This window comes from Winogradskyella sp. UBA3174, assembly GCF_002364335.1.
Taxonomy (GTDB): Bacteria; Bacteroidota; Bacteroidia; order Flavobacteriales; family Flavobacteriaceae; genus Winogradskyella.
In genome coordinates, this window is record NZ_DEXW01000043.1 from 72889 (window position 1) to 83289 (window position 10401).

The following is a 10401-nucleotide window of genomic DNA, read 5'->3' on the forward strand; positions in this document are numbered from 1 at the left end:
TGCTGCTAACTGAATACTTTAAAGAACATGGCAAGAAGACAAGATAAGAATACAATTCAGAAATTTAACAAGATTTCTATCGGTTTAGCATCACCTGAGTCAGTATTAGGAGCATCTCGTGGCGAAGTTTTAAAACCGGAAACAATTAATTATCGAACACACAAACCAGAACGTGACGGTTTGTTTTGTGAGCGTATTTTTGGTCCTGTAAAGGATTTTGAATGTGCTTGTGGTAAATATAAAAGAATACGTTACAAGGGAATCGTATGTGACCGTTGTGGTGTAGAAGTAACAGAGAAGAAAGTACGTAGAGATCGCGTAGGACACATCAATCTAGTTGTGCCTGTAGCTCATATCTGGTATTTCCGTTCGTTACCAAACAAAATTGGTTACCTTCTTGGATTACCATCTAAGAAATTAGATATGATTATCTATTATGAGCGTTATGTAGTTATCCAACCAGGTATAGCTATGAATGCTGAAGGTGAACCAGTACAAAAAATGGATTTTTTAACAGAAGAAGAGTATCTAACTATATTAGAAACTATTCCTCAAGAAAATCAATATTTAGATGATAAAGACCCTAATAAATTCATCGCAAAGATGGGTGCTGAGTGTCTTATCGACTTATTAGCAAGAATAGATTTAGATCAGTTATCATATGATTTAAGACATAAAGCTAACAACGAAACATCTAAGCAACGTAAAACTGAAGCTTTAAAACGTTTACAAGTTGTTGAAGCGTTTAGAGATTCTAACTTAGTTAGAGAGAACAGACCAGAATGGATGATTGTGAAGGCTGTTCCTGTAATTCCACCAGAATTAAGACCTTTAGTGCCTTTAGATGGTGGTCGTTTTGCAACTTCAGATTTAAATGATTTATACCGTCGTGTAATTATTCGTAACAACCGTTTAAAGCGTTTGGTAGAGATAAAAGCACCAGAGGTGATTTTACGTAATGAGAAACGTATGTTACAAGAATCAGTAGATTCATTATTTGATAACACACGTAAATCATCTGCTGTAAAAACAGATTCTAACAGACCTTTAAAATCATTATCAGATTCACTTAAAGGTAAGCAAGGACGTTTCCGTCAAAACTTACTAGGTAAACGTGTTGATTATTCTGCACGTTCTGTAATTGTTGTTGGACCAGAATTGAAATTATTTGAATGTGGATTGCCTAAAGATATGGCAGCAGAGCTTTACAAGCCTTTTATCATCAGAAAATTGATTGAAAGAGGGATTGTTAAAACTGTAAAATCTGCAAAGAAAATTATAGATAGAAAAGAACCTGTAGTTTGGGATATCTTAGAGAATGTTTTAAAAGGGCATCCAGTGCTTTTAAACCGTGCCCCTACGTTACACAGACTTGGTATTCAAGCATTTCAACCTAAGCTTATTGAAGGTAAGGCGATTCAGTTACACCCTTTAGTGTGTACTGCATTTAATGCCGATTTCGATGGTGACCAGATGGCTGTGCATTTACCATTAGGACCTGAAGCTATTTTAGAATGTCAATTATTAATGTTGGCTTCACATAATATATTAAACCCAGCAAATGGTGCACCAGTTACTGTTCCTTCTCAGGATATGGTACTTGGCTTATATTATATGACTAAGCTTAGAACATCTACTAAAGATATACCTGTTAAAGGTGAAGGTTTAACGTTCTATTCTCCAGAAGAAGTAACAATTGCTTACAACGAGAAGATGGTAGATCTTAACGCTGGTATAAAGGTAAGAACTTTCGACTTTAATGAAGAAGGAGAGCTTACTAAGCAAATTATAGAAACAACTGTAGGACGTGTGCTTTTCAACGAAAAAGTACCAGCTGCAGCAGGATATATTAATGAGGTATTAACGAAGAAATCTCTTAGAGATATTATTCACGGTATTCTTAAAAAGACAAGTGTGCCTGAAACGGCTGATTTCTTAGATGAAATTAAAACACAAGGATATAAGTTTGCATTTCAAGGTGGATTATCATTTAGTTTAGGTGACATTATTATACCTAAAGAGAAGCAAGGAATGATTGATGCTGCTAATAAGCAAGTTGATGGTATTATGGGTAACTATAATATGGGACTTATTACCAATAACGAACGTTATAACCAAGTTATTGATATTTGGACATCTACGAATGCAGAATTGACTGAATTGTCAATGAAGCGTATCCGCGAAGATCAACAAGGATTTAACTCGGTGTTTATGATGCTAGATTCTGGTGCTCGTGGATCTAAAGAACAGATTCGTCAGTTAACTGGTATGCGTGGATTAATGGCTAAGCCTAAAAAATCGAATGCAGGTGGTGGTGAAATTATTGAAAATCCAATTCTCTCTAATTTTAAAGAAGGTCTTTCAATTTTAGAATACTTTATTTCTACACACGGTGCACGTAAAGGTCTTGCAGATACAGCTCTTAAAACGGCAGATGCAGGTTACTTAACACGTCGTTTGGTAGATGTTTCACAAGATGTTATCGTTTACGAAGAAGATTGTGGTACACTAAGAGGTATAGAAGTTTCTGCACTTAAGAAGAATGAAGAAATTGTTGAAAACTTAGAAGCTAGAGTAGTAGGTAGAACATCTCTTAATGACGTTTATAATCCATTAACTGAAGAAATTATTGTAGAAGCTGGTGATCATATTGATGATATCATCGCAAAGAAAATTGGAGATTCACCAATAGAGTCTATAGAAGTACGTTCCCCATTATCATGTGAAGCCAAAAAGGGTATTTGTGTGAAATGTTACGGTCGTAACCTTGCAACTGGTAAGCTGGTTCAAAGAGGTGAGGCTGTTGGTGTAGTTGCTGCTCAATCGATTGGTGAGCCAGGTACACAGTTAACATTACGTACATTCCACGTAGGTGGTATTGCAGGTAATATTTCTGAAGAAAATAAGTTAACTGTCAAGTTTGATGGTGTAGCTGAGATTGAAGATCTTAAAACGGTTAAAACTAAAGATAAAGAAGGAAAAGAAGTAGATGTTGTTATTTCTAGAACTTCAGAATTAAAATTAGTTGATGCTAAAACAGGAATTGTTTTAAGTACAAATAATATACAGTACGGTTCGCATATTTTTGTTAAGCCAGGTGCTAAAGTGAAGAAAGGTGCTACGATCTCTCAATGGGATCCATATAACGGTGTAATTATTTCAGAATTTGCTGGTAAAGTGAAGTATGAAAACATCGAACAAGGTATCACATACCAAGTAGAGATTGATGAGCAAACTGGTTTCCAAGAGAAAGTAATTTCAGAATCTAGAAATAAGAAGTTGATTCCAACGTTATTGATTGAAGATTCTAAAGGAGAAACTATCCGTTCTTATAACTTACCAGTTGGAGCACATATAATGATTGATGATGGAGATAAAATTGGTATCGGTAAGATTTTAGTTAAGATACCGCGTAAATCTGCTAAAGCAGGTGATATTACTGGTGGTCTTCCTCGTGTAACAGAATTATTTGAAGCGCGTAACCCGTCTAATCCTGCTGTAGTTAGTGCGATTGATGGTGTGGTTTCATTTGGTAAAATTAAGCGTGGTAACCGTGAGATTATCATCGAGTCTAAATTAGGTGATGTTAAGAAATACTTAGTGAAATTATCTAATCAGATTCTTGTACAAGAAAATGATTATGTAAAAGCTGGTATGCCTTTATCTGATGGTTCTATTACACCCAACGATATCTTAAATATTCAAGGCCCTTCAGCGGTACAACAATACTTAGTTAACGAAGTACAGGAAGTATATCGTTTACAAGGTGTAAAGATTAATGATAAGCACTTCGAAGTTGTTGTAAGACAGATGATGCGTAAAGTTAGAATTATTGATTCTGGTGATACAATCTTCTTAGAAAATCAACTCGTTCATAAATCAGATTTCATTGAAGAGAACGATAAGATGTTCGGAATGAAAGTGGTTGAAGAAGCTGGTGATTCTGAGAATTTTAAATCAGGTCAAATCGTATCGCCTAGAGATTTAAGAGACGAAAACTCTAGCTTACGTAGAGAAGATAAGAATCTTGTAACTGCAAGAGACGTGAGTCCTGCAACTGCAACTCCAATTTTACAAGGTATTACAAGAGCATCATTACAAACTAAGTCGTTTATATCTGCGGCATCGTTCCAAGAAACAACTAAAGTTCTTAACGAAGCGGCTGTAAATGGTAAAGTCGATACGCTTGAAGGACTTAAAGAAAATGTAATTGTTGGTCATAGAATACCAGCAGGTACAGGTGTTAGAGAGTACGAACATATCATTGTAGGTTCTAAAGAAGAGTTTAATGAAATGATGAAAGCTAAAGAAGAAATGAATTTTAATTAATTTAGGTTTCATTAAGTACATATAATAGAAATAAAAGCCTTCAAGTTAATGACGAGAAGGCTTTTATATTAACAAAAATATAGATTATGGCAGACGAAAAAAATAATCCTAAAAAAGGACAAATTAATATTGAACTAGACGAGAAAGTGGCAGAGGGTATATATTCTAACCTAGCAATTATAAATCACTCAGTATCTGAGTTTGTAGTTGATTTTGTAAGTGTTATGCCTGGTACACCAAAGAGTAAAGTAAAGTCTCGTATCATATTAACACCACAACACGCTAAACGCTTATTAAAAGCATTAGGAGATAATGTGGTAAGGTTTGAAAAGGCACATGGAGAAATTAAAGATTACGAGCAACCTCCAATACCTCTTAATTTTGGTCCTACAGGTCAGGCCTAATTGGTGAATTGAGATACTATTGTAAATCTATATAGACTTGCTCGACATGTTTTTTAAGGAGTAACCACTTATTCATTTAAACTTTGGGACATCAGGTCTGTCTTAAAAAATAAACCCTTTGTAGTAAAATCTACAAGGGTTTTTTTATGCGATTCAGTTATTACTTACGCAACATCTTTTTGGTTAAAATAATATTGTAATGCACCAGATGGGCATTTATTAATTTGATTAATAATGGCATCAGTCTGTTCTCCTTCTAGGTCAATCCAAGGAATTACTGAATTTCTAAATACGTTTGAAAGTTGCTTTGCACAAATACCTGCATTTGTACAACAGCAAGGTTTGTAGGTAACAGTAATTTCTTCGTTACTGAAAACGTTTGCGTTAATATCCATAATAAGTAGATTAGTTTGGGGTTAATCTTAGTCTCAATGTATAGATAGCAATTCAAGATCAACTAAAAAGATCGATAAAAAACCAAATAAACCGATTAAGTGTTGTTTTTTTAAGTGCTATTCGATGAACGACTTACTTATTTTATTCAAATTCAGAAGTCAAATGAAAGACAATGTTAGGATATTTTTGCTGTGTCATTTGTAATGAGAACGTAGAATCTGCTAAAAACACCAATTGATTTTGCTTATCTCTAGCTAAAAAGCGTTGCTTAACTCTCAAAAATTCTTTAAACTCTTCACTCTTTTCATTTTCAGCTTTTACCCAACATGCTTTGTGAACATTTAAATTTTCATAAGTACACTTAGCTCCATATTCATGCTCTAGTCTATATTGAATCACTTCATATTGCAGCGCACCAACAGTCCCTATTACCTTTCTGCCATTTAGGTCTAAAGTAAATAACTGTGCAACACCTTCATCCATTAATTGATCTATACCTTTATTAAGTTGTTTAGATTTCATCGGATCAGCATTATTGATATATCTAAAGTGTTCTGGTGAAAAACTAGGAACACCTTTATAGTTTAGTACTTCGCCTTCTGTTAAGGTATCTCCAATTTTAAAACTTCCGGTATCTTGTAATCCAACGATATCACCAGGATAAGAAATATCTACTATTTCTTTCTTTTCTGCAAAGAAAGCATTTGGACTAGAAAATTTTAGTTTTTTATTAAGTCTTACATGGAGGTATGGTGTGTTACGTTTAAATTCTCCTGAAACAATTTTTATAAATGCTAATCGGTTTCTGTGATTAGGATCCATGTTGGCATGTATCTTAAATACAAACCCAGTAAATTTATCTTCGTCTGGTTTTACCAATCGTTCTTCACTGTACTTAGGTCTTGGTTTAGGGGCAATGTCTACAAAACAATCCAGTAATTCTCTAACTCCAAAATTATTTAATGCCGAACCAAAAAAGACGGGTTGTTGCGCACCATTTAAATAATCGTCTTTATTAAATTGAGGATAAATACCTTCTACCAATTCAATTTCTTCTCTTAGGGTACTTGCTGCAGTTTCACCTATAAGTTTGTTTAATTCTGGTGATGATAAATCTGAAATTTCAATCGTTTCTTCAATATCTTTTCTACTATCTCCACTAAAAAGATTCACATTTTTTTCCCATAGATTATAAATACCTTTAAAATCGTAACCCATACCTATAGGGAAACTTAAAGGGACAACCTTTAATCCTAACTTTTGTTCAATTTCATCTAAAAGATCAAAAGCATCTTTACCTTCTCTATCCATTTTATTGATGAAAACAATTATTGGAATTTTTCGCATTCTGCAGACTTCAACCAATTTCTTGGTTTGTTCCTCAACACCTTTAGCAACATCAATAACAACAATAACACTATCTACAGCAGTTAAGGTTCTAAATGTATCTTCGGCAAAGTCCTTGTGACCAGGAGTATCTAGAATATTAATTTTAATACCATTATACTCAAAAGCTAATACTGAAGTCGCAACAGAAATACCACGCTGACGTTCTATTTCCATAAAGTCACTCGTAGCACCTTTCTTAATCTTATTACTCTTTACGGCACCAGCCTCTTGTATAGCTCCGCCAAACAAAAGTAATTTTTCTGTAAGTGTAGTTTTACCTGCATCTGGGTGAGAGATAATACCAAAGGTTCTCCGTCTGTTTATTTCTTCTAAAAAAGCCATATAGATAAATTATAAAAGGATTGCAAATATAGTAGTATTAAACACATATAAATAAAAGCAATTTATAATAAATGCATTAAATTACTTAAAACGGTATTAATCTTTTTTGTAATTTTTCATTAAGATAATTTCTTACTATTTTTTGAAGTTGATTATTAGCAAATCTCTTCAATAATAATCTATTTAGTCAGTTTATTTTAAATGTGACATTAAGACATCCTAACGTGTCTTAAGTTTATTAAAGGATAAGATATTTTATTTTTATATTGAATAATCTTACAAAAAATTCGCCATTTACACTTTACGAAGATATTCTTACTTTATCGATAAGCGTAACTTATCTTATATATATGAATTATACATCAACTACATAATAATATGAATATCTCTACTCGATTTTTGCTTAATAGAAATTATTCTATTTTCTTAGTATTGTTTGCATTAATAATCACAACACAGATATCGTTTTCTCAAACCACAGCAACTCCTTGTGATACTACTGCAATTAAATCTTCAAACGAATCTACTTGTAGTGATAACAGTATATATTCAGATATAACTGACGATATATTTACGGCAGATATTACAGTCACTTTTACTGATACACCTATAACTGGCACATTAGATTTAACAGGATGTGGTACAGCAACTGTTTCATTAGTTGGTTTAACATCACCACATACGTTTCAAGATGTATTACTAGGATTAATTTTAGTTGGTGGTCCTATAGCTCAATTAATTCCGGGTCAAATTTTTACTGCCACATACCAAATTGCACAAGCAGATTTAGATGCAAGTATTGTAATAAATTCGGCAACAGTTAGTGGTGAAGAGCCAGCGTCTTACAACGAAAAATTATCTGGCATAAGAGCACAATCAACCCGTAAATATTTAATAAACGGAATTTTATAAGAACGTTTAACAGCTAAGGGTTATGGTGAGTCTAGATTAATTAACGATTGTGGTTGCGAACCTACTAATTATTCAAGTTGTTCAGAAGAAGAACACCAGCTAAATAGACGAAGCGAATTCATTATTACAAGTATTAATGGAAAAACGTGTCCTGAAGACTAATCCTTGTTTCAATTAAACAAAAAAAACCCGTTTATTTATTTAAACGGCTTTTTTTTATGAAATCCTTTACTATTTTTTCAGCTTTAGGTGTTAATTTTGCTTTATGACAGAAGAACAAGTCATCTTAGTAGATGAAAATGATAACCAAATTGGTTTAATGCCAAAAATGGAGGCACATGAAAAGGCCTTATTACATCGTGCGTTTTCAGTATTTATCTTTAACGATAATAATGAGTTAATGCTTCAACAGCGCGCTATGCATAAGTACCATTCACCAGGTTTATGGACTAATACATGTTGCAGTCACCAACGTAACGGTGAGACTAATCTGCAAGCAGGTAAACGCAGATTACAAGAAGAAATGGGCTTTGTAACCGAGTTAAAAGAATCTACTTCTTTTATATATAAAGCACCTTTTGACAATGGGTTGACAGAGCACGAATATGACCATGTAATGATTGGGAGTTATAATGAAGATCCAATTATAAACCCAGACGAGGCTGCAGATTGGAAATGGATGCCTTTAGAAGGTGTAAAAGTTGATATGGCTTTAAATCCTCAATATTACACAGCTTGGTTTAAGATTATATTCGAAAAATTTTATGAATTTATAAATATTAACAAATGAAAGTAACTGTTCACAGAAAAGCACATTTTAATGCAGCACATCGGTTGTACAGAAAAGATTGGAGTTTCGAGAAGAATGACGCTATTTTTGGCAAGTGTAATAATCCTAATTTTCATGGTCACAATTATGAACTTATAGCTAGCGTTACGGGAGATATAGATCCAGAAACCGGTTTCGTTATAGATGTTAAGATTCTTAAAGATATTATTAAAGCTGAAGTTGAAGATGCATTTGATCATAAGAACTTAAATGTTGAAGTACCAGAGTTTAAAGACCTAAATCCTACTGCTGAAAATATTGCTGTTATAGCCTATAATAAGGTAAAGGCGAAATTAAATCCTAAATTTCACTTAGAGATTACACTTTATGAGACACCTCGTAACTTTGTAACTTACTCAGGAGAATAAAATATAATATGAAAGCAGCTCTTTATCCTTTTAAGTTTCAGCCGATTTTAAAGGATAAAATTTGGGGTGGAGAAAAATTAATTAACAAGTTTAATAAGAATTCTGATTCTAGAGAATTAGGTGAGAGCTGGGAAGTTAGTACAGTTCCTGGAAGTATTTCTTTAGTATCTAATGGTGCTTTAAAAGGGACATCATTACAGGCACTTTTAAATACTTACAAATCTGAACTTTTGGGAACAGACAATTTTAAGCGCTTTGGTAAAGCATTTCCACTACTTATAAAGTTTATAGATGCAAAAAAAGACTTAAGCATACAGCTACATCCTAATGATGACTTAGCTAAAACACGCCATAATTCTTTTGGTAAAACCGAAATGTGGTATGTGATGCAGGCAGATAAGGATGCGAATCTTATTGTAGGCTTTAATCAAAGCGTTGATAAAGAGACCTATCTGCATCATCTAGAAAATAAGACACTAACCAAGATTTTAAATTTCGATAAAGTTAAAGAAGGTGATGCTTATTTTATTGAAGCTGGTCGAGTCCATGCTATTGGCGCTGGTGTATTATTAGCAGAAATTCAGCAAACTAGTGACATAACTTATCGTATTTATGATTGGGATAGAGTAGATTCTAAAGGCAATGAGCGTTCGCTTCATAATGATATTGCTATTGATGCTTTTGATTTTAATATGAAAGATGATTTTAGAGTAAATTATAAAAAGTCTTTAAACATTTCAAATAAAATGGTGAGTTGCCCATTTTTTACCACCAATTATGTTGATGTAAAATCGAAAATTGAAAAGAAAAATACACAAGATTCCTTTGTGGTATACATGTGTGTATATGGCTCAATTGAAATAACTACAGATACCTCTTGCGAAGTAATTTCAAAAGGAGAAACAATTTTAATTCCTGCTTCAGTCACTAATTATTCTATACAATCAGAAGACGCAAAACTTTTAGAAGTTTATGTTTAAAATTTCAAAATAAAATTCGATCTAATAACCATTTTGATTTAGTACTTTTGCAATTATAAAATATTTTTAATTATGGCAAATAAAAGAGATTTAAAGAAAGATATAAACTATGTATTAGGTGATATCATTGAAGCAGTTTATGTATGGGAACTTGCGAATGCTGAAAAGCCAACTAAAGAGAGTGAAGCTGTTATAGATGAAGCTATTACTACTTTTGATGAGTTAATTACACGTGTAAATGATAGAAGTGTAGAAAATAAGAAAACACACTTTAAAACTATTGGCAATGATCTAGAATCTAAGGGTAGAGGTCTTATTGAAAAAATAAACAAACTGAAGTAAGTTTGTAAACTTTTTGCCGATGTAGCTCAGCTGGCTAGAGCAGCTGATTTGTAATCAGCAGGTCGTGGGTTCGAGTCCCTCCATCGGCTCTAAAAACTAAAAAATCCAAT

Annotated in this window: 9 protein-coding genes and 1 tRNA gene; 8 read left to right on the forward strand and 2 right to left on the reverse strand. The window is 33.1% G+C overall.

Annotated features, from left to right (window positions below; translation table 11 throughout):
• The first annotated feature begins 27 nt into the window (after positions 1-27).
• Entirely contained in the window at positions 28-4329 is a 4302-nt protein-coding gene (gene rpoC / locus B2U95_RS07395; RefSeq protein ID WP_296314339.1) for a DNA-directed RNA polymerase subunit beta', read from the forward strand.
• 86 nt (positions 4330-4415) lie between these two features.
• The gene (locus tag B2U95_RS07400; RefSeq protein WP_296314341.1) at positions 4416-4733 is read left to right on the forward strand and encodes a DUF3467 domain-containing protein; all 318 of its coding nucleotides are present in this window, start codon (positions 4416-4418) and stop codon (positions 4731-4733) included.
• Positions 4734-4897: 164 nt separating this feature from the next.
• Here B2U95_RS07400 and B2U95_RS07405 read toward each other — a convergent pair whose 3' ends face one another.
• Both B2U95_RS07405 and B2U95_RS07410 read right to left on the reverse strand, forming a co-directional pair.
• A complete protein-coding gene (locus B2U95_RS07405; RefSeq protein WP_296314344.1) occupies positions 4898-5128 on the reverse strand; it encodes a (4Fe-4S)-binding protein in 231 nt (76 codons plus the stop codon).
• A gap of 142 nt (positions 5129-5270) precedes the next feature.
• Complete coding sequence (locus tag B2U95_RS07410; protein WP_296314347.1) at positions 5271-6860, reverse strand: peptide chain release factor 3; 1590 nt, start codon at positions 6858-6860, stop codon at positions 5271-5273.
• Positions 6861-7238: 378 nt separating this feature from the next.
• Here B2U95_RS07410 and B2U95_RS07415 point away from each other — a divergent pair, with 378 nt between their 5' ends.
• The 6 genes from B2U95_RS07415 to B2U95_RS07440 all read left to right on the forward strand — a co-directional run bounded on the left by B2U95_RS07415 (position 7239) and on the right by B2U95_RS07440 (position 10380).
• The gene (locus B2U95_RS07415; RefSeq protein ID WP_296314349.1) at positions 7239-7772 is read left to right on the forward strand and encodes a DUF7507 domain-containing protein; all 534 of its coding nucleotides are present in this window, start codon (positions 7239-7241) and stop codon (positions 7770-7772) included.
• A gap of 265 nt (positions 7773-8037) precedes the next feature.
• Positions 8038-8562, forward strand: a complete 525-nt coding sequence (idi, locus tag B2U95_RS07420; RefSeq protein WP_296314352.1) for an isopentenyl-diphosphate Delta-isomerase — start codon at positions 8038-8040, stop codon at positions 8560-8562.
• Positions 8559-8969, forward strand: coding sequence for a 6-pyruvoyl trahydropterin synthase family protein (locus B2U95_RS07425; RefSeq protein ID WP_296314355.1), 411 nt, complete (start codon positions 8559-8561; stop codon positions 8967-8969). The genes idi and B2U95_RS07425 overlap by 4 nt, the downstream gene beginning before the upstream one ends.
• An 8-nt stretch (positions 8970-8977) precedes the next feature.
• Positions 8978-9949 carry a type I phosphomannose isomerase catalytic subunit gene (locus tag B2U95_RS07430; RefSeq protein WP_296314358.1) on the forward strand — a complete coding sequence of 324 codons (972 nt, stop codon included), beginning with the start codon at positions 8978-8980 and terminating at the stop codon, positions 9947-9949.
• A 72-nt stretch (positions 9950-10021) separates the two neighbouring features.
• Positions 10022-10291, forward strand: a complete 270-nt coding sequence (locus B2U95_RS07435) for a hypothetical protein (protein WP_296314360.1) — start codon at positions 10022-10024, stop codon at positions 10289-10291.
• 15 nt (positions 10292-10306) lie between these two features.
• A tRNA-Thr gene (locus tag B2U95_RS07440) sits at positions 10307-10380 on the forward strand.
• Positions 10381-10401 lie beyond the last annotated feature (21 nt).